An 18,849-nucleotide genomic window follows, 5' to 3' on the forward strand; every position below is an offset into this window, starting at 1 on the left:
CCCACGCGGATCGACAAGGGAGGCGACATGACATTGCGACACAAGCGGGGGCTCGTCGTCGGCATCGCGAACGGACAGAGCATCGCGTGGGGATGTGCACGCGCGTTTTGCCGGGCGGGCGCCACGCTCGCGGTGACCTGGCAGTCGGACAAGACCTTGCCGCACGTCGAGCCGCTGTTCGCGCAACTCGACGCGCCGATCCGGATGCCGCTCGACGTCGGGCGCTCCGACCAGATGGCGGCGGTGTTCGACGCGATCGCGGTGCAATGGGGCGCGATCGACTTCGTGCTGCATTCGGTGGCGTATGCACCCAAGGCCGATCTGCAAGGCCGCGTGGTCGACAGTTCGCCGGAAGGCTTCTCGTTGGCGATGGATACGTCGTGCCATTCGTTCATCCGGATGGCGCGACTCGCCGAGCCGCTGATGACGCGCGGCGGGAGCCTGATGGCGATGAGCTATCTCGGCGCGGAGCAGGTCGTCGCGAACTACGGGGTGATGGGGCCGGTCAAGGCCGCGCTCGAAGCGAGCGTGCGGTACCTGGCGGCCGAACTCGGCGGGGCGGGCATTCGCGTCAATGCGGTTTCGCCGGGCGTGCTGCCGACGCGCGCGGCGTCGGGCCTGCCGGACTTCGGCCGGCTGCTCGACGACACCGCACGCCGGGCGCCGCTGCATCACGCGCTCGACATCGACGACGTCGGGGCGTTCTGCGCGTTTCTTGCCGGCGACGGCGCACGGGCGATCACGGGCGGCACGCACTATATCGACGCCGGCATGCACGTGCTCGGCCAGGGCCAGCGCAAGCCCGTCATGAGCGTGAACGAGCCCTGACGCACCGGCGGAATGCGGCGTTCAGGTGCGCGCGAATGCCTGCACGAGGGCCGGCGGCGCGTGGGCGACCGTCACCTCCGGCGTGCCGTGCCACGCCGCGAGTTTCTTCACGGCCTTCGCGACGTCGGCCGCGAGCCCGGCGCCGAAGCGCACGCCCGGCTCGACGTGCACGGCCTTCAATTCGAACGTGCCGCGCGTGCGATGCGCTTTCGCATCGACGCGGCCGACCAGCCGGCCGCGATGCAGCACGGGCAGGCAGAAATAGCCGTAGCGCCGCTTGTGCTCGGGCGTATAGCACTCGATCGTGTAATCGAAACCGAACAGCGTCGACGCGCGCCGCCGGTCCCAGACGACCGGATCGAACGGCGACAGCAGCGTCGTGACCGTCGAGCGCAGCGTGTCTGCCGCGGCGGCCGGCAGCAGCGCATCGAGCGAGCGGTGCACGTAGGCCGGCTCCTTCCAGTCGTCGATCTGCACCGGAATCAGGTCGCCCGCATCCGCGAGCCGCTCCAGCTCCGCGCGGTACGAACGGCGCGGCAGCCGATAGTAGTCGGCCACCCAGTCCGCACGCACGACGCCGAGCGCCCGGCACGTGTAGTCGAGCAGCGCAGGCAGCACGGCTTCGCGCGGCGGCAGGTCGCGCGTATCGTCCCAGTCGGGTAGCACGCGTTCGCGCACGTCGTACACGCGCTGGAAATTGCGACGCTCCGACACCATCAGGTCGCCCGTCGTGAACAGCACTTCCAGGTGACGCTTCTCGGGCTTGCGATCCCACCAGCCGTTGCCCTTCACGCCGTCCTCGCGCGCGAAATCGGCCGACCGCACCGGGCCTTCCTCGCGAATCCGCGCAAGCAGCCGTTCGATCTCCGGACGATTCTGCTCGTGCCATTCGGCCGCATATTTCCAGCCCATCCCCGATGGATCGAGCATCTTGTAGCGCATCAGCCCGAACTGCTCGATCGGCAGGAAACACGCTTCGTGCGACCAGTATTCGAACAGGCGCGCCTCGGCGAGATGTTCATCGAGCCAGTGCGGCGAGAAATCGCCGAGGCGGCTGAACAGCACGAGATACGGGCTGCGCGCGACGACGTGGATGGTGTCGATCTGCAACTGCGCCATCCGGCGGATCGTGTCGAGCACGTCGGCCTTGGTCGCCTTGCGGCGGGGCGGCGTGAGCAGGCCCTGTGCGGCGAGATGCAGGGCGCGGGCGGAGGCGGGCGAGAGCGTGAGCATCGGCAGGACGGTCGAGGGTGGCGATCGGGAACCACTTTAGCGCGAAAGCGGCGCGCGCGTGCGACGCGCGGCTGCCACGCGTCTGACAATGGTTGACAGATGCGTTGCGCAAGTTTCCCTATAGTGCAGTTCATGGCGCGACGACAAGCGCGCGCAACGATTCCGCTTCCGACGCACATATGTCCATGGCACGCAGGAAGCGAATCCGGGATTCTCAACCCCCATCGGGAGACCCGGAGCCCTGAGCGAACATCCACGCGGCTGTGCACCGGCCCCGTGTGGATGTTCGCTAATTTTTTTGTTTTTCCGGTTTTCGTCCGTCGCCGAGCGACAGGTCATGTCGCGGCGCCGCCGCTTATGCCCGCTTGCCGCGCGCGACTTCGTCGCCGGCGCCCGGCGGCAGCCGTCGCGTGATCGGAATCGACGCGAACGAGCACAGCCCGACCACCAGGAACGCCGGCCAGAAATCCGACCATACCATCGCCTGATGGCCCTGGAGCCAGTGCGACACGTGCAGCACGAGGCCGGCTACCGTCACGCCGAGGCCGAGCGACATCTGCTGCACGACGCTGCCGAGGCTCGTCGCGCGGCCTGCGTCGCGCGGCGAAATGTCCGCATAGATCATCGAATTCAGGCTCGTGAACTGCAGCGCGGGGAAGATGCCGCCGACGAGCACGATCAGCCAGATCGCCCAGGTCGCCATGCCGGGATGGAACACACCGTATGCGGCGATCGCGAGGCCCGCGAATGCCGCGTTGTAGATCAGCACCGTGCGAAAGCCGAAGCGGCGCAGCGTATGCGTGGCCGTCGAGCGGCTGACCGCGCCGCCGAGCGCGGACGCGCACGTGATGAGGCCGGAATGGAACGCGCTCATGCCGAGCCCTTCCTGCAACGCGAGCGGCAGCAGGAACGGTACCGCGCCGAGGCCGATGCGAAACAGCGACCCGCCGACGACGCTCGCATGGTACGTCGGGATCTTCAGGAAACTGAGGTCGAGCACCGGGCGCTCCTTGCGGCGCGCGTACGGCACGTACAGCGCGAGCATCGCGGCGCCGGCCGCGCACATGATGATGGCGTTCGAGCGCGACGTGAGCGAACCGTCGATCAGCGTGAGGCCCATCAGCAGCAGCGCGGCCCCGCTGGCCGACAGCAGGAAGCCGAACCAGTCGAGCGGGCCCGGATCGGGCTCGTGCGTGTTCGCGATGTGCTTGCTCGCGAGGTAGATCCCGTAGATGCCGATCGGCACGTTGATGAAGAAGATCATCCGCCAGTGCAGGTAGGTCGTGATGAAGCCGCCGACGAGCGGCCCGACCGTGGGCCCGAACAGCGCGGGAATCGCGAGGTAGTTCATCGCGCGCACGAGATCGGCGCGCGGCACCGCGCGGAAGATGATGATGCGGCCGACCGGCACCATCATCGCGCCGCCGACGCCCTGAATGAAGCGCGCGAACGTGAGCACGCCGAGGGAGTTGGACGCCGCGCACATCAGCGAGCCGACGACGAAGATGCCGATCGCCGTGCGGAACACGGCGCGCGCGCTGAAGCGGTCGGCGAGCCAGCCGCAGATCGGGATGAACACGCCGAGGCCGACCACGTAGGCCGTGATCGCAATGTTCAGGGTGACGGGGTTGTGCCCGAAGTCCCTCGCCATCGCAGGCAGGGCGGTGACGATGATGTTCGCGTCGACGCTTTCCATGAACAACGCACAGGCAACGATGAGCGGTGCTAGAAAGACGGGCGACATGGGCTGGGCGCGCGGTAAAGACGCCATTATGCCCACAATGTGACCGCTGCGTCACGTACGACAACAGTTGTTCCGCATGTTGCAACAGTCGTCCTTTCCGGCGGGTGGTGCGGAAAGAACGACTGCGCCCATGCGGTCGACGGGCTGCTCGTGCGTGTCGCCTCCAGGTGGGCGACGAACCGCGCGATGTTGCCGTGGCGGAACGTGTGCGCGCTGTTCCGGGTGCGCCAGGATGTCGGCGCGGCGATCGCGGATCGACGCGTTGCGCGGCGCGCCGGCCACTCGTTGGTCTCGGTGGCGAGCGTGCGCGAACACGGCAAGCGGCGTTGCAGCGGGGGCGGTCAGGTCAATACCTTTTGACGGAGTGGCGGTGCGTTCCTAAAATATGAGCACCTGCTCATATTCGAGGGAGTGTACATTTCCACCATGTCCGACTCGTCTTCGCGCATGCCGCTTTCGCCGCGCGAGGCGCCGCGCCAGCGCCGTTCGGTGGCCACCGTCGATGCGATCGTCGAGGCGGCCGCCCGCATTCTGGAGCGCGACGGCTTCGACGGTTACACGACGAACGCGGTCGCGGCGCTGGCCGGCGTGAGCATCGGCTCGCTCTATCAATACTTCCCGAACCGCGACGCGCTGACGGCCGCGCTCGTCGAGCGCGAGAGTGCGCATCTGCTCGACGACGTCGAGCGGGCGGCCGCGCTGTCGTCCTGCGACGACGTGCTGCGTGCGCTGGTGCGCGGGGCCGTCGCGCACCAGATGCGCCGGCCGGTGCTCGCGCGGCTGATCGATTTCGAGGAAGCGCGGTTGCCGCTCGGTGCGCGCACCGAGCGGGTCGCGGATCGCATCCACGCAACCTTGCTGCATGCACTCGGAGCGCGCGATGCGCCGCGCGTCGCCGCACCCGACGTGGTCGCGCACGATCTGCTCGCGATCGTGAAAGGCATCGTCGATGCGGCGGGCGCGCGCGGCGAAACCGATGCGAACGCGCTCGAAGCGCGTGCGTGGCGGGCGGTGCGCGGTTATCTCCGGGAGTCGCGCGAACCCAAACTTGCTTGACATGCATGTTTCGTGCGACAGTCGGACCCACTCGCACCACAACATGACGCGTATCGATCGAAGGCCATCGAGACGAACGCGCGCGCGAACGAGACCTCGTGCCGATCCACTCACCAACGAAAGGAGGGGACACGCCATGACGTCACGTCGTGCCGCACCGCTTGCATCTCGCTTCCCGTCGCGTCAGTCACCGCCCGCGCCGCGTCTGCGCTGGGCCGCCGCACTGGCCATCGCCTATCTCGCCGTCGCCGGCTGCGCCGCGCAGGCCGACAATGCGAACCAGGCCGCCGCGCAAGCGGCCAGCCAGTCCGCGCTGCTGGCCACCACCGCAGCCGCGCCGGCTCCCGCGTCGGGCACGCTGCTGCCACCGCCGAGCCAGCTCTACGGCGACCTGTTCGTCGCGGTGCAGACCGCGCAGCTCTATCCCGACCAGAAGACCTTCGTCGACGCCACGCCCGATACCGACCCCGCGACGATCGTGCAGTTGTATCAGCAACAGAAATCGCAGCCGGGCTTCTCGCTGAAGGCGTTCGTCGACCAGCATTTCACGCCGCCCCCGGCAGGCGGCGTGACGCCGCCGCCGAACCAGACGCTGCGCGAGCACATCGACTGGCTGTGGCCGCAGCTCACGCGCACGAGCACCACGGCGCCGCCGTACAGTTCGCTGATTCCGCTGCCGAAGCCGTACGTCGTGCCGGGCGGCCGCTTCCGCGAAGGCTACTACTGGGATACCTATTTCACGATGCTCGGGCTGCAGGTGTCCGGGCGCGAGGATCTCGTCGACGACATGCTCGACAACTTCGCGTACCTGATCGATACGGTCGGACACATCCCGAACGGAAACCGCACGTACTACGCGAGCCGCTCGCAGCCGCCGTTCTTCGCGTACATGGTCACGCTCGCCGCGCAGGTCGAAGGCGACAAGGTCTACCAGAAATACCTGCCGGCGCTGCGCAAGGAGCATGCGTACTGGATGCAGGGCGAAACCACGACGCCGCGCGGGCAGGCGGCGCGCCACGTGGTCGCGATGCCTGACGGCGCCGTGCTGAACCGCTACTGGGATGCGCGCGACACGCCGCGCGACGAGTCGTATCTCGAGGACGTGACGACCGCGAAGTCGGTGCCGTCCCGTCCCGCGAACGAGGTGTACCGCGACCTGCGCGCGGGTGCCGAAAGCGGCTGGGACTACAGCTCGCGCTGGTTCGGCGACGGCAAGACGCTCGCGACGATCCGCACGACGTCGATCGTGCCGGTCGACCTGAACAGCCTGATGTTCCATCTCGAGACGACGATCGTGAAGGGTTGTGCGGTGACGCGTGACATCGCGTGCGTGGCCGATTTTTCAGCGCGCGCGGGCAAGCGTGCAGCCGCGATCAATCATTATTTGTGGAACCGTCACGGCTATTACGGCGACTACGACTGGCAGTTGCGCAAGCCGCGCGACGGCGTGACGGCGGCCGCGCTGTATCCGCTGTTCGCGGGCGTCGCGTGGCCGGAGCGTGCGAAGGCGACCGCGCACGAAGTGCGCAAGACGCTGCTGCAGCCGGGCGGCCTCGCGACGACGACCGAGAACACGGGCCAGCAATGGGATGCGCCGAACGGCTGGGCGCCGCTGCAGTGGATCGCGATCGACGGGCTGCGCCGTTACGGCGAACCGGCGCTCGCGAAGGACATCGGCACGCGTTTCCTGTCCGACGTGAAGCATGTGTATGCGACCGAAGGCAAGCTCGTCGAGAAGTACGTGGTCGAGGGCACCGGCACGGGCGGCGGTGGGGGCGGGGAATATCCGTTGCAGGACGGCTTCGGCTGGACCAACGGCGTCACGCTGAAACTGCTCGGGCTGTACGGCGAGTAATGCGCGGCGAATAATGCACGACGCGTAATGCGCGCCACGGGCCGCGTGCCCGCACGGCAAGCCACCGCATGGGCCGGACCGTCGCGCAAGCGACCGTCCGGCCCCTGTCTTTATGCGGCTGGCATCAGAACGTGATCGTCGTGCGCACGCCGACCACCGTTTCGTCGCCGATGCGCGCGCCGGCCGCGTTCGGGTTCGGGATGCCGCCGCCCGGACGGAAGAAGTGCTGCAGGTCGGCCTGCACCTGCCACCACGGCGCGATCTGGTACTGGTAGGTCGCCTCGATGACCGTCTCCGCGCGGCGCACCGGATAGCCGGGCGTCGTGTACGCGCCGGTGTCGCCGTCGAGGCCGCGCGCATGCGAACCGATCTTCGCGTAGCCGACCGCGATGCCGGCGACGTCGTTGTCGCGCCCGACGAACGGGGCCTTCAGCGTCACGCCCGCATTGGCCGCGAAATCGACGAGATTGCGGTCGCCCGGCGAGCCCATCACGCGCGCGAACACGCCGACCGAGCGCGGGCTGTCGGCGGACGGCCGCCACACCATCTGGTCCGCGACCGCATAGAACCCGTAGTTGCCGCGATGCGTGGCGGGCATGCCGTTGCTGGCCGGATCGGCGAGCGACAACCCGTCGGTGCCGTAGCGCGGATCGTTCGCGTGCTGCGAGTGATACCAGAAGCCGAGCTTGTACGTGCCGGGCAGGCCGGCCGGCTGCGGGGCCTTCGGGTCGGCCGGCGGCGCGTTCAGCGCGTACTGCACTTCGCCGATCACGAATGCCCCGCTGCGCAGGTTGAAATTGGTGCCGTGCGCGTTCAGCACCTGCGCGTCGCCGTCGCTGCGGCCGGCCGGGTTGCCGTCGAACACGCCGACCATCGCGGTCCACGCGTCGGCCGGCTTCACGCGCAGCCGCACGCCGAGCGACGACAGCGGATACGCAGGGCCGCCGGACGGCAGGTCGGTGGACGGCAGCACGGGCCAGCCGAACGTCGCGTTCATGAACGTCGCCGCGTTCTGGCTCACCATGAATTCCTGGTCGACGCTCTGCTGGCCGACTTTCACGTCGACCTTGCCGTCGAGCAGCGACTGCTGGTACCAGAGCTCCCACAGGCGCGTGGTCGAATTGGCCTCGATGCCGGTCGCGGTCTGCAGCGTCTGCAGGTAGCGCTGCGTGAGGTTGGTGCCGTGGATCTGCAGCCCCGACACGTTGAACGTGCCGCCCGGCAGGCCGATCGCCTTGCCGGTGTCGACGTCGAAACCGAATTGCGTGAGCCCTTGGTACGCGCCGCCGCGCCCTGTGCCGCCGGACGTGTTGTACAGGTACTCGCTGGTTTCCTGCAGGCTCAGCGTGACGCCGTGTTCGTCGAGCACGTCGCGCAGGCCGCCCATGTTGCCGAGCAGGTTCGACCGTTCCCACAAGCCGATGGGAGCGGGCGTGGCAGCATCGGCGGCCGGTTGGGCGGGGGCGGCGGCATCGTTCGTGCCGGCCGCCGGTTCGGTGGCGGGAGCCGACGCTTGCGCGAATGCGGAGGCGGCGGCGAGCGACAGCAGCAGCGCGGCGAGCGCATCGACGCGAAGCTTGCGCGGGACGGAAGAGAGTTGCTTCATTCGGGTTCCGTTGGCAGTTTGATTAGTTAGGCTGAGGAAACGGGAACGTGATGCGGGCCGCATGGCGAGACGGCCTGCACGGAGAAGGGCTTACGGCAGCCAGCCGCCGACGCGCCACACCTGCGCGAAGCCGACGTGTGGCGCGACCGAGCACAGCAGCGCGGCAAGCGCGAGCGCGGCCGCCGTCGCGGCGATCAGCACCCAATCGAGCGGACGGGGTGCGGCCGGCACGTGGGCGAGGGCCACGCCGCGCCAGTGGCCGAATGCCCGGGCGAGCGGCGAGCGGCCGGAAAACGAGCAGTCGCACGCGACGTGCACGACGCGCTTGAGTCTGACCGCGAACGATGGAAAGAACATGACGCTGCCTCCATTCCGTCCGGCGAACGCCGGGCGACGTGATCGAGCGCGGGTGCGTGACGCGGCCTGCGATCGGAGGATGGAACATAACGGAGCGTGCGACTGACGAACCGGCGATGGCCGGCCCGGATGAGGCGCGCTAACCCGACGAATGCGAGCTAGCGGCGAAAGACATGCGTCTGGCTGCTATCTCGCGATGGCGTGGCCGGCCTGGACCGGCATTGAACTGCAACTAGAGCATGTGTCCACGGAGGGACTCCCGTGATGAATTGGGGCGGATTTTAGTCGCGAGTTTTGCTGCGGCGCAAGTAAAAAACGCACGAAAAATGCGCTGTGTGGTGGGCGCGTCGCAGCGGAGCGGAGCCGCCGCGCGCCCGCCCCGCGAGCATGAAAAGGGAAGTGCGGCAGCGTGGCGGGCCGTTGCTCGCACGCATCGGCGCGGGGTGGCGTGACGACGGCGCTGAAAGGTTTCAGAACGTTATTTCAAGGGCAAATCTTTCAGTCGCGTCAGGCGGGAAATTTATTTCGAAAAATGGGGATTGGAGGGGTTGACTTCACTTTCGCGCGGTCCATAGAATCCGCCATCTTCACTCTTGGGGCCGCCGCCTTGGACGCCTGCAGTAGTCGATCTTCGAACGAAATTTCCGCCTGAGCGACCGACGTCCGCGCCTCATCGAAGCCGCCGTTTGTCTCCCGGGCAAACGGTGCGCGCAGCAGTATTCCGCAGCCACTCCCTACGTGCACCCTGATTCGCGCCGGTTAGCGTGATGCGTTCTCGCATGCGTTGCCCGGTTTCCCCGCCGCCTGGCAGGCGGCCGCGTTCGCGCATCCGTTCCCCGGGCGCGCGAATGCCGGCCCGCACGCCGGCCGGCGGTCAACCGTGTTCCCCGGAACACCGCACAGGAGCCGCCATGAACGACAGTGACAGTTGTCCCTTATGTCCGTTGCATACGCAGACCCTTTCGAACCCGGGTCGCGGGGACAATCCGGCCGACTAGCCTGACACGTCGTTCAGGCCCCTGGCTGGCCCCGCGCCCACGACGCGGCCGGCACGCTGCCGTCGCCGCACGGAGCCAGACCATGAACTTCGGCCTTCTGCTGTCGAACCTTCCGCACGTCACGGAATCGCGCCCCCACTACGACGCGATGCTGACGCTCGACGCCCGTCCGCGGGTGTTCTCCCGCCTGTTGAGCCAACTGAAAGCGTTGATCCACTGAAAAGAAGCGCCGAGCGCGCCTCGGCATGCGCACGCGCCCCCGCCTTCGGGCGGCCGTCCCGTGCGCATTCCAAGGTCACACGCTCACCGAATCGCATAACCCTTAGCCGTACGGAACACATCATGTCCACGCCATCCAACGTTTCTCCACCGATCGCCGCCGACCGCAGCGCCGTGCTCGACGAAGCCCACCTGGGCGACATCCGCGGTGCGCTCGGCACGATCGCGCACCACGATACCGGCGCACGCGGCACGTGGTGGGCGCGCCTGCGCACGCTGCTCGCGATCATCGGCCCGGGCCTGATCGTGATGGTCGGCGACAACGACGCCGGCGCGTTCGGCACCTACACGCAGGCCGGCCAGAACTACGGCACGACGCTGCTGTGGACGCTGCTGCTGCTGGTGCCCGTGCTGTACGTGAACCAGGAAATGGTGCTGCGCCTCGGCGCGGTCACGGGCGTCGGCCATGCGCGGCTGATCTTCGAACGCTTCGGCAAGTTCTGGGGCGCGTTCAGCGTGATCGACCTGTTCCTGCTCAACGCGCTGACCATCGTCACCGAGTTCATCGGCATCACGTTCGTGCTGGATTTCTTCGGATTGCCGAAGGTGGCCGGCGTGTGCGTGGCCGCCGCGCTGACGATGGCCGCGGTCAGTACCGGCGATTTCCGGCGCTTCGAGCGGTTCGCGATCGGGCTGTGCGTGCTGAGCCTGCTGCTCGTGCCGGTGCTCGTGTCGATCCACCCGTCCGCCGCGCAGATGACGCGCGACTTCTTCGTGCCGAACTGGCCCGCGCACGCGAAGCTGTCGGACGTGATGCTGCTCGTGATCGGGATCGTCGGCACGACGGTCGCGCCATGGCAATTGTTCTTCCAGCAGAGCTACGTGATCGACAAGCGCATCACGCCGCGCTTCATGAAATATGAAAAGGCCGACCTGTGGATCGGCATCGCGTTCGTGCTGGTCGGCGCGGTCGCGATGATCGGCTTCAGCTCGGCGTTGTTCGCCGGCCATCCGGAAGCCGGCAACTTCACCGACGCGGGTGGCATCATCGCCGGCCTCGAGAAGTATGCGGGCCGCACGAGCGCGACGCTGTTCGCGATCGCGCTGCTCGACGCGTGCATCATCGGCGCGGCGGCCGTGTCGCTGTCGACCGCGTACGCGATCGGCGACGTGTTCAAGATCCGCCACTCGCTGCATCGGGGCGTGACCGACGCGAAGGGCTTCTATCTCGTCTATTTCGGTATCGTCGCGGCCGCGGCCACGCTCGTGCTGATCCCGGGCAGCCCGCTCGGCCTGCTGACCGAAGCCGTGCAGACGCTGGCCGGCGTGCTGCTGCCGAGCGCGACGGTGTTCCTGCTCGTGCTGTGCAACGACCGCCAGGTGCTCGGGCCCTGGGTCAACTCGACGAAGCTCAACGTGTTCACGGGCGCGGTGATCTGGGTGCTGGTGTTGCTGTCGATCATCCTGACCGCGTCGGTGATGTATCCGGACATCAGCGGGGAGGCGATCGTCGACGTGCTGGTGGGCGGCACCGTGCTCGCGATCGCCGGCTATCTGGCGACGGTACTGATTCGCCGCAACAAGCGCGTCGTCGAGCCGGGCATCGATCGCTCGCTGCGCGACACGTGGCGCATGCCGCCGCTCGATACGCTCGAGCCGCAGAACATGACGCTCGCGACGCGGATCTGGATGGCCGTGTTGCGCGGCTATCTGGTGATCGCGGTCGGGCTCGTGATCGTGAAGGTGGTGCAGATGACGCTGCTGAAGTAACGGCGATCGTCTGCGAGGAAGCGGCGCCGGACCCGGCACCGCGCCGCAACCCGTGCATGCCGGCCCGCGAGGCCGGCATGTGCGTTTACGCGATCGGCGAAACGAAACTGCGACGCCGCGCCGCCGCCGCCGCGCGTCAGATCAGCTCGAGCTTCGACGTCAGGTACGTGAGCTGAATCCGGTTCGCGACGCCGAAGCGCTTGCGCAGCTTGCGCAGGTGATAGTCGACGTTGTGCGCGCTGGTGTCGAGGCGCCGGCCGATTTCCTTGTCGGACGCGCCTTCGGCGATGCCGAGCAGCAGCTCCTGCTCGAATGGCGTGAGCCCGTTCACCGCGCGTTCGCGCGACGTCGAGATCAGTTGTGGCGATGCGAACTTGTGGACCGACAGCCCGATCGACAGCGCCTGTTCGATCGTCGCCGGCGTGATCCATTCGCGCGTGCGGCGCGGCGCGGTGAAGCTCATGAACGCGTGCAGCCGCGTGCCGGGCACGGCCATCGAATACATGATGCCGCTGCACATCCCGTCGTCCTGCATCGTCTGCAGGAAGCCGTCGAGCGCGGCCGGGCTCACGGACGGCGCGTCGTCGCGCTCGCGGTGCTCGCGGCGCAATTGCTGCAGGTCCCACACGATCGGCATGTTGCACACGCGCGCGCCGAGCGTGCGCGGATCGACGTCGTGATGGTTGTGCCGCACGTAGTCGCCGCGATAGGTGGCCGGCGTGAACGCTTCGTGCAGGTAGAGGCTTTCGACGCGCTCGCGCGCGAATTCGAGTGCGAAGTACGCGAAGGTCGAGAAGCCTGTCAGATGCAGCAGGCTCGTGACGATCCGGTTGCGCTCGGCCGTGCTCTGCGCGTGCGCGAGCGTATCGGCGACGCCGAGCTTCGGTGCGTGCGGCTGCGCATCGTCGCCGCGCTTCACGTCGTCGCACCAGACGACCTGCACGGGGCGCTCGCGCAGCGCGTCCGCGCATGCGTTCAATCCGCGCGACGCGCGCGGCAAGGTGGTTGGGGCGACCGCTTCTTCATGCAATGCAATATCGGACATGAGCCATCCCTCGGAATCGACGCGCATCGCCTGGCGGCGGCCGTATCGTGTACGGCATTCGCGGCGGTGCGACCGAGCATCGTTGTGATATGCGCCGATCGTCATCCCTGACGAAACGCGGGGGCATTGTACAAAAATGTCGGTGTGTGGGTAATATGCCGTAATACTAATCGCGGCGAAAGGTTCATGTTCGTGCGCATATAACGACGACCAGAAAATCATAAAGAAAAGACCAGATCGTGACGGGGCGCAGTTTCACATAATGGGAAAGGGCGGGCTCCTCATGACATATGCTGACGGCGCACCACGCGTCGAGTGGTTCTCACAAGCCGATATAGCGGCCGCCGCCGCTTATTCGAACGAATATCACGCAATCGAGCGTGACGTTTTTACCGGTATTCAAATAGCGCCCGGTAAAACCGACCTTGCGTCATTCGATTTCTCGCAATGTCATGCGCGATTGCGGCAAATCGGATTCAGTACGCTGGGTTACGGCGCCTACGAAATGATCGGGCGGCGCATTCTGCGTGCGCATCTGCTGCGCGACCTCGCGCCGGCGACGTTCATGCAGCCGTTCATCGAAGGAATGCTGTACGACAGCGACCCGCGTTTCGCGCAGGTGCGGCAGAGCGGCTTTCCGGTCGCATGGCGGCTCGACGAGATCGAGGCGGCCGCACAGGGCAGCGGCGACCGCAAGGTGCTGGCGCTGGCCGGCCACTTGCGTGCGCACGCAATGAACAGCGGCGTGATCTTCAGCCTGTCGGCGCCGCGGCTCGACCTGCGCGTCGCGGTGAACCTGACGTCGGAAACGCACGGCACCGAATGGATCGACGATCGCGTGATCGGCGGCGCGCTGTCGGTCAGTCTTGCCGTGCATCGCGTCGCGCTGCCGTTCCTCGAGGCGCGGGTCGCTCGCATGCGCGGCTTCGCGCTCGCGGACGAGCAGCAGGAAGTGCTCGACCGGCTCGTGCACGGGCTGTCCGACCAGGAGATCGCGAGCGCGCTGCGCACGTCGCTGCACAAGGTCGGGCACCACATCCGCTCGCTGGAAAAACTCTTCAACGTACAGAACCGCGCGCAGCTCGCGTACCTCGCCGCGCGGCGGCTGCCGTCCTGAGCTGACGTCTGCCGCAGGCGCGCGCCGGCGCTCCGGCGCGCGATGGAAGCGGTTCCGGCGGCGCGTGCCCGAACGTGCCGCCGGGTTTCGTAGTCCGATTCGATCGTCTGAGGAAAACGCGCTTTCACGCTACGAGGCGCGCCTCTTTTTCCGCGGTTTCCCGTCGCTACACTCGTCCCATTCAACGGTCCGCGCGGCATGGGGCAGGGTTGCCCGTGCCAGCCGGCGATAACGACAGGACGACGGCACGATGGCTGAACCGAAGGCGCTCCCCCGCGACTGGCAGCGGTTGTTTTCCGCCGGCCGCGGCGTGTCCGGACGGCGCCTCGGGGGCGCGTCGCCGCGCGCCGACCTGTTTCTCGCGGCCTTCATCGTCGCGGTCGTCGCGCTGTTCATCCTGCCGCTGCCGCAGGCCGCGCTCGACGGGATGATCTCGCTGAATCTCGCGGCGAGCGTCGTGCTGCTGACGGTGTCGACCTACGTGCCGTCGGCGGTCAGTTTCTCGTCGTTTCCCGCGCTGCTGCTGTTCACGACGCTGTTCCGGCTCGCGCTGAACATCGCGTCGTGCAAGCTGATCCTGCTGCATGCGAACGCCGGCCACGTGATCGACGCGTTCGGGCGGCTGGTGGTCGGCAACAACGTGGTGGTGGGCGGCGTGGTGTTCCTCGTGATCGCGGTCGTGCAGTTCATCGTGATCGCGAAAGGGTCGGAGCGGGTGGCCGAAGTCGGCGCGCGTTTCTCGCTCGACGCGATGCCGGGCAAGCAGATGAGCATCGACGCGGACCTGCGCGCGGGCATCATCAGCGCCGACGAGGCGCGCGAGCGGCGCGAGAAGCTCGAGCAGGAATCGCAGATGCACGGCGCGATGGACGGCGCGATGAAGTTCGTGAAGGGCGACGCGATCGCGGGCCTCGTGATCGCGTTCATCAACATCGTCGCAGGGATCGCGGTCGGCACGCTGATGCACGGGATGGACATCGGCGAGGCGCTGCAGCGTTACGCGATCCTGACGGTCGGCGACGGGATGGCGTCGCAGATTCCGTCGCTGCTGGTATCGATCGCGGCCGGCATCGTGACCACGCGCGTCGCGACGCGCGATGCACGACAGCGCCAGCTCGGCGAACAGCTCGGCGAGCAACTGGGCGCACACCCGCGCGCGCTGCTGATCGCGGCGTTCGTGCTGAGCGGTTTTCTCGTCGTGCCCGGTTTTCCGAAATGGTCGTTCGCGCTGATCGCGCTTGGCCTCGGCGCCTTCGCGTTCTCGCAACTGAAGCGCAAGACGTCCGCGCCGAGCTTCAACCTGATTCATGTCGCGGGGCGCGTCGGCGCGGCCGACGACGGCCAGCCCGCGAAGGTATCGCACGCGGCGGGCGTCACGTCGCTGATCGCGGTGTCGCTGTCCGACGACCTGCGCACGGGCCTGAACCTCGCGCAACTGCAGGCGGCGCTGTCGAGCGCGAAGGCGCGCGTCGACGCGGACATCGGCACGGTGTTCCCGCGCATCACGCTGAACGACGACGAGGGCGCGCCGGCCGGTACGTACCGGATCTATCTGCAGGACGTGCTCGTCGCGCACGGCGCGCTGAAGCCGGGCTGGCTGCTGTGGGACGGCGTCGCGCCGCTGCCGGAGCGCGCGGAGCGCCAGCCGGCCGAGGCGTTCGGCCCGTTCGCGACCGCGCTGTGGATCAAGCCCGACGGCGCGGCGCCGGACGGCAAGTGGCTGTCGAGCGAGAGCGCGCTGGCCGCGCACGTCGAGCAGATCGTGCGCCAGCATGCGGACGAACTGCTCGGCATCCAGGAGACGCAGGCGCTCGTGCATCTGGTGCGCCGCGACCATCCGGAGCTGGTGGGCGAACTGACGCGGCTCGTGCCGTTGCAGCGCGTGACCGAAGTGCTGCGCCGGCTGCTCGCCGAACAGGTGCCGATCCGCAACCTGCGCGTGATCTTCGAGAGCCTGATCACGTGGGCGCCGAACGAGCCCGACGACGTGATCGCGCTGGTCGAGCTCGTGCGCGTCGACCTGCGCCGGATGATCACCGATCGACACGCTGGCACGGCGCGCCAGCTGCGGGTCGTGCTGTTCGAGCAGAACCTGCAGGAGCGGATCGAGAGCGCGGTGATGCGCACGAAGCAGGGTAATTTCCTCGCGCTGTCGAGTGCGGTCAAGCAGGACATCGGCGAACAGGTGCGCGCGATCGTGCAGGCCGCGCAGGCGGCCGGCCCCGGCGGCCACGGCAACGCGCAGGGTGGCGCGCACGGTGGCGCGCGGCTCGCGGTGATGGTCGCGCTCGGCGCGCGCCGCTACGTGAAGACGATCCTGCAGCCGGTGCTGCCCGAACTCGCGGTGCTGTCGTACCAGGAAGTCGAGGAGGACGTGCAGTTGCATACGGTCGGCTGGGTGAAGAACCCGCCGGACGACGGCACGGTCGGCGCGGGCGCCGACGTGCGCGCGCCGGGAGCCGTGCAATGACGAGCTCGACGATCCTCGACCTGACGCGCCAGGCGCTGATGCTCGTGCTGCTGCTGTCGCTGCCGATCGTGCTGATCGCGACCGTCACGGGCCTCGTCGTCGCGATCCTGCAGGCCGTCACGCAGGTGCAGGACGCCAACATCGGCATCGCGGTGCGGCTGATCGCCGTGATGGTCGCGCTCGTGCTGCTGTCCGGCTGGCTCGGCGGCGAAGTGCTGCGCTTCGCGCAGCAGGCGCTGGAACGCATGTTCGTTTCTTCCACAGGAGTTCTTTGATGCGTCGACGCGTCGCCTCGATCCGGTTTCAACCGCGCAGCCTGCAACGGGCCGCGCTTGCCGTGTGCGCGACCGCGCTGCTCACGGCGTCGCTGTGCATGGCGCCCGCGCAGCATGCGCGCGCCGCGGACCTGCGCTGGCGCAACAAGCCGTTCACGATCGTCGCGAACGGCAAGAAGATCGGCGACTTCATCCGCGAGCTCGCGTCGTCGCAGGGCGTGACGGCGGTGGTCGACCCGAAGGTCGACGGCGTGATCAGCGGCCGCTTCTCCGGCACGCCGCAGCAGACGCTCGACACGATCTGCTCGACCTACGGGCTCACGTGGTACTACGACGGCTCGTTCCTGTACGTCGATCCGGCCGACCAGTCGCAGACGCAGATGATCCCGATCCCGCCGAATGCGTCCGGCGAAATCGGCCGCGCGCTGCAGGCGATGCAGATTCCGGACAAGCGCTACACGCTGGTGATCAACGACCGCGCCAATAGCGTGTACGTGGCCGGCCCGCGCCGCTATGTCGAGCTCGTGCGGCAGGCGGTCGGCTCGGTCGGCGATCCGGCGGCGAACGGCGCGCATGCGGACATCCGCGCGTTCCGGCTGAAATACGGCTGGGCGTCGGACTTCACGATCAACCGCTCGGGCAAGGAAGTGACGGTGCCGGGCGTCGCGACGATCCTGCGCCGGCTGTTCGGCAAGGGCGGCGGCACGACCGCGGCGCCATCGAGCACGCCGCTCGGGCAGGCCGCGCGCCAGGTGAAGCTCGGCTCGGGGCTGACGATCGCGGTGCCGCGGCTCGACTTTCCCGACATCTCGGGCGGCCCGCGGCAGGGCGGCTATGGCGGGGCGGACAGCGGCATGGGCGGCGGCTTCTCGCCGTTCGCGAACAACGGCGGCGGCGACACGCTGCCGCAGATCGTCGCCGATCCGGCGATCAACGCGGTGATCGTGCGCGACCTGCCGGAGAACATGTACCGCTACCAGTCGCTGATCAACCAGCTCGACGAGCGGCCGCGCATCGTCGAGATCAACGTGACGATCATCGACATCAACGAGGATTCGCTCGACAGTCTCGGGATCGACTGGCGCCTGCACACGACGCACGGCGACGTGCAGATCGGCAACGGCCAGAACGCGCTGAACGGCAACACGCAGTACAACGGCGTCGGCAACCCGCCGCTGACGTTCGGCATCGGCACGTCGGAAACCGGGCAGACGGGCACCTTCATGCCGACCGGCATCGCGCTGACCGCATCGATCGGCGGGTCGCTGCGCAACTACCTGCTCACGCGCGTGAACGCGCTCGCGCAGAAAGGCCAGGCGCAACTGCGATCGAAGCCGAAGGTGCTCGCGCTCGACAACACCGAGGCGATCCTCGAGAACCTCACGCAGTTCTACGTGCAGGTGCCCGGCTATCAGGATTCGTCGCTGTACAGCGTGACGACCGGCACCAGCATCAAGGTGACGCCGATGATCGTCGACGAGGCGATCCGCAATGCGGCGGCGGTGTCGGGCAACCCGCAGAGCGTGATGATGTCGATCGACATCCAGGACGGCAACATCGTGCCGGGGCAGGCCGTGTCGAACGTGCCGGTGATCCAGCAGCGCAACATCGTCACCAAGACGATGATCGACGAAGGCAAGAGCCTCCTGATCGCCGGTTTCAACGATGATGAGGTGAAGCTGAACAAGAGCGGCGTGCCCTGGCTGTCCGACATTCCGCTGATCGGCAACCTGTTCAAGTACACCGACAAGTCGGGCAACCACATGGAGCGGTTCTACCTGCTGACGCCGCGGGTCGTGACGAACGCGTCGATGTACGCGCCGGACGGCTCGCCCGTGAACCCGGGCGTCGACGGGCCGGCGAGCCAGGAAGGGATGTCGATGTATCGGCCGCCCGACAACGACGTCGCGGTGCCGCTGACGCCGAAGCCGCTGCCTGGCACGAAGTTCGGCCCGCCCGCGTTGCCGGCGCCACCCAAGGATGCGGCGTCGCAGCCGGTGGCGACGACCGCAGGAGCACCCACCCATGTCGACGAGCATCATTGATCCGCACGGCGACGGCGCATTGCCCGGCGGCGCGGGAAGCGCGGGGGCCGGTTCGGCCGCGCTCGCGTCGCCGTGGAACCTGTGCTTCCTGAGCGGGCCGATGTACGGCCGCACGATGTCGCTCGCGCGCGGCGCGAACTGGGTCGGTACGGCGGCCGACTGCGAAGTGATCCTGCCCGATCGAGAGATCGGCGCGAAACAAGTGTGCCTGCAGGTCGGCGCGCTTGCGGT

The 18,849-nt window shown here is 67.8% G+C and carries 15 protein-coding genes and 1 pseudogene; 11 read left to right on the forward strand and 5 right to left on the reverse strand.

Annotated elements, in window-relative coordinates; translation table 11 throughout:
• Window positions 1–27: 27 nt before the first annotated feature.
• A complete protein-coding gene (fabI, locus tag AP428_RS17910) occupies window positions 28–828 on the forward strand; it encodes an enoyl-ACP reductase FabI (protein WP_011547282.1) in 801 nt (266 codons plus the stop codon).
• Between the two features lie 21 nt (window positions 829–849).
• Here fabI and AP428_RS17915 read toward each other — a convergent pair whose 3' ends face one another.
• Together AP428_RS17915 and AP428_RS17920 are read right to left on the reverse strand one after the other, a co-directional pair.
• Complete coding sequence (locus tag AP428_RS17915; RefSeq protein ID WP_011694793.1) at window positions 850–2,061, reverse strand: winged helix-turn-helix domain-containing protein; 1,212 nt, start codon at window positions 2,059–2,061, stop codon at window positions 850–852.
• A gap of 355 nt (window positions 2,062–2,416) precedes the next feature.
• Window positions 2,417–3,805, reverse strand: coding sequence for an MFS transporter (locus AP428_RS17920; protein WP_027811409.1), 1,389 nt, complete (start codon window positions 3,803–3,805; stop codon window positions 2,417–2,419).
• Between the two features lie 186 nt (window positions 3,806–3,991).
• On the opposite strand from AP428_RS17920, the gene AP428_RS36770 reads away from it, so the two are divergent.
• The 3 genes from AP428_RS36770 (at window position 3,992) to treA (ending at window position 6,716) form a co-directional block, all read left to right on the forward strand.
• The gene (locus AP428_RS36770) at window positions 3,992–4,165 is read left to right on the forward strand and encodes a hypothetical protein (RefSeq protein ID WP_156349330.1); all 174 of its coding nucleotides are present in this window, start codon (window positions 3,992–3,994) and stop codon (window positions 4,163–4,165) included.
• Window positions 4,166–4,231: 66 nt separating this feature from the next.
• Window positions 4,232–4,861, forward strand: coding sequence for a TetR/AcrR family transcriptional regulator (locus tag AP428_RS17925; protein WP_011547285.1), 630 nt, complete (start codon window positions 4,232–4,234; stop codon window positions 4,859–4,861).
• A gap of 136 nt (window positions 4,862–4,997) precedes the next feature.
• Entirely contained in the window at window positions 4,998–6,716 is a 1,719-nt protein-coding gene (treA, locus tag AP428_RS17930; protein WP_011547286.1) for an alpha,alpha-trehalase TreA, read from the forward strand.
• A 124-nt stretch (window positions 6,717–6,840) separates the two neighbouring features.
• Here treA and AP428_RS17935 read toward each other — a convergent pair whose 3' ends face one another.
• A complete protein-coding gene (locus AP428_RS17935) occupies window positions 6,841–8,322 on the reverse strand; it encodes a carbohydrate porin (RefSeq protein ID WP_027811407.1) in 1,482 nt (493 codons plus the stop codon).
• Between the two features lie 90 nt (window positions 8,323–8,412).
• The gene (locus tag AP428_RS17940) at window positions 8,413–8,679 is read right to left on the reverse strand and encodes a hypothetical protein (RefSeq protein WP_011547288.1); all 267 of its coding nucleotides are present in this window, start codon (window positions 8,677–8,679) and stop codon (window positions 8,413–8,415) included.
• Between the two features lie 1,080 nt (window positions 8,680–9,759).
• On the opposite strand from AP428_RS17940, the gene AP428_RS37195 reads away from it, so the two are divergent.
• Together AP428_RS37195 and AP428_RS17945 are read left to right on the forward strand one after the other, a co-directional pair.
• Window positions 9,760–9,897, forward strand: a complete 138-nt coding sequence (locus AP428_RS37195; RefSeq protein WP_166488166.1) for a hypothetical protein — start codon at window positions 9,760–9,762, stop codon at window positions 9,895–9,897.
• A gap of 122 nt (window positions 9,898–10,019) precedes the next feature.
• The gene (locus AP428_RS17945) at window positions 10,020–11,666 is read left to right on the forward strand and encodes an Nramp family divalent metal transporter (RefSeq protein ID WP_011694790.1); all 1,647 of its coding nucleotides are present in this window, start codon (window positions 10,020–10,022) and stop codon (window positions 11,664–11,666) included.
• A 136-nt stretch (window positions 11,667–11,802) separates the two neighbouring features.
• Here the strand turns inward: AP428_RS17945 and AP428_RS17950 are convergent, their stop codons facing one another.
• Complete coding sequence (locus tag AP428_RS17950) at window positions 11,803–12,711, reverse strand: LuxR family transcriptional regulator (protein ID WP_011547292.1); 909 nt, start codon at window positions 12,709–12,711, stop codon at window positions 11,803–11,805.
• A 283-nt stretch (window positions 12,712–12,994) separates the two neighbouring features.
• Here AP428_RS17950 and AP428_RS17955 point away from each other — a divergent pair, with 283 nt between their 5' ends.
• The 5 genes and pseudogenes from AP428_RS17955 to AP428_RS17975 all read left to right on the forward strand — a co-directional run.
• Window positions 12,995–13,828, forward strand: coding sequence for an autoinducer binding domain-containing protein (locus AP428_RS17955; RefSeq protein WP_011547293.1), 834 nt, complete (start codon window positions 12,995–12,997; stop codon window positions 13,826–13,828).
• A gap of 250 nt (window positions 13,829–14,078) precedes the next feature.
• Entirely contained in the window at window positions 14,079–16,298 is a 2,220-nt protein-coding gene (sctV, locus tag AP428_RS17960) for a type III secretion system export apparatus subunit SctV (RefSeq protein ID WP_006480853.1), read from the forward strand.
• Window positions 16,295–16,573 carry a type III secretion system export apparatus subunit SctS gene (gene sctS / locus AP428_RS17965; RefSeq protein ID WP_006480854.1) on the forward strand — a complete coding sequence of 93 codons (279 nt, stop codon included), beginning with the start codon at window positions 16,295–16,297 and terminating at the stop codon, window positions 16,571–16,573. Before sctV ends, sctS begins: the two co-directional genes overlap by 4 nt.
• Window positions 16,573–18,618, forward strand: a complete 2,046-nt coding sequence (gene sctC, locus AP428_RS17970) for a type III secretion system outer membrane ring subunit SctC (protein WP_011547294.1) — start codon at window positions 16,573–16,575, stop codon at window positions 18,616–18,618. Before sctS ends, sctC begins: the two co-directional genes overlap by 1 nt.
• Window positions 18,599–18,849: pseudogene (locus AP428_RS17975) on the forward strand (EscD/YscD/HrpQ family type III secretion system inner membrane ring protein); the annotation flags it as partial. The gene sctC and the pseudogene AP428_RS17975, both read left to right, overlap by 20 nt.

Source organism: Burkholderia sp. E168m22, assembly GCF_001319805.1.
GTDB lineage: Bacteria > Pseudomonadota > Gammaproteobacteria > Burkholderiales > Burkholderiaceae > Burkholderia > Burkholderia orbicola.

Coding starts and splice junctions, on each gene's coding strand:
- AP428_RS17935 (WP_027811407.1), bottom strand. CDS start 8,322: ATGAAGCAACTCTCTTCCGTCCCGCGCAAGCTTCGCGTCGATGCGCTC.
- AP428_RS37195 (WP_166488166.1), top strand. CDS start 9,760: ATGAACTTCGGCCTTCTGCTGTCGAACCTTCCGCACGTCACGGAATCG.
- AP428_RS17945 (WP_011694790.1), top strand. CDS start 10,020: ATGTCCACGCCATCCAACGTTTCTCCACCGATCGCCGCCGACCGCAGC.
- AP428_RS17925 (WP_011547285.1), top strand. CDS start 4,232: ATGTCCGACTCGTCTTCGCGCATGCCGCTTTCGCCGCGCGAGGCGCCG.
- treA (WP_011547286.1), top strand. CDS start 4,998: ATGACGTCACGTCGTGCCGCACCGCTTGCATCTCGCTTCCCGTCGCGT.
- AP428_RS17915 (WP_011694793.1), bottom strand. CDS start 2,061: ATGCTCACGCTCTCGCCCGCCTCCGCCCGCGCCCTGCATCTCGCCGCA.
- sctV (WP_006480853.1), top strand. CDS start 14,079: ATGGCTGAACCGAAGGCGCTCCCCCGCGACTGGCAGCGGTTGTTTTCC.
- AP428_RS17950 (WP_011547292.1), bottom strand. CDS start 12,711: ATGTCCGATATTGCATTGCATGAAGAAGCGGTCGCCCCAACCACCTTG.
- fabI (WP_011547282.1), top strand. CDS start 28: ATGACATTGCGACACAAGCGGGGGCTCGTCGTCGGCATCGCGAACGGA.
- AP428_RS17920 (WP_027811409.1), bottom strand. CDS start 3,805: ATGTCGCCCGTCTTTCTAGCACCGCTCATCGTTGCCTGTGCGTTGTTC.
- AP428_RS17955 (WP_011547293.1), top strand. CDS start 12,995: ATGACATATGCTGACGGCGCACCACGCGTCGAGTGGTTCTCACAAGCC.
- AP428_RS36770 (WP_156349330.1), top strand. CDS start 3,992: ATGTTGCCGTGGCGGAACGTGTGCGCGCTGTTCCGGGTGCGCCAGGAT.
- sctC (WP_011547294.1), top strand. CDS start 16,573: ATGCGTCGACGCGTCGCCTCGATCCGGTTTCAACCGCGCAGCCTGCAA.
- sctS (WP_006480854.1), top strand. CDS start 16,295: ATGACGAGCTCGACGATCCTCGACCTGACGCGCCAGGCGCTGATGCTC.
- AP428_RS17940 (WP_011547288.1), bottom strand. CDS start 8,679: ATGTTCTTTCCATCGTTCGCGGTCAGACTCAAGCGCGTCGTGCACGTC.